Consider the following 249-nt stretch of genomic DNA (forward strand, 5'->3'; position numbering starts at 1 on the left):
GGAAGACAATCTGGTTTTTGCCCTTCCACGAATCCTCTAAGCGGCTTACCTCACCATCAATGTATTCCTGTGTGGCATGCGGTGCCAATGCATGTCTGAATTGTGTAAGTGCAATCTCCTTTATCTTAGCCCCGCCTTCCCCATTGATCAGCGGAAGACTTGATTCATATGCACTGCGGAATGCCAGTCGGGAGTGCTGCTCCATAAAGTATGCGAGGTGCGGCAGTGTCTGCTCATCCGCTTCAGCGC

General features: G+C 51.4%; 1 protein-coding gene. It reads right to left on the bottom strand.

Going from position 1 to position 249, the window contains the following annotated elements; translation table 11 throughout:
• Positions 1 to 249 (bottom strand): hypothetical protein (locus LKX83_RS32745; RefSeq protein WP_227887457.1); only part of this gene is annotated, 249 nt, incomplete at both ends.

This window comes from Cohnella baijiui, from assembly GCF_020731285.1.
In the GTDB taxonomy this organism is placed as follows: Bacteria; Bacillota; Bacilli; order Paenibacillales; family Paenibacillaceae; genus Cohnella.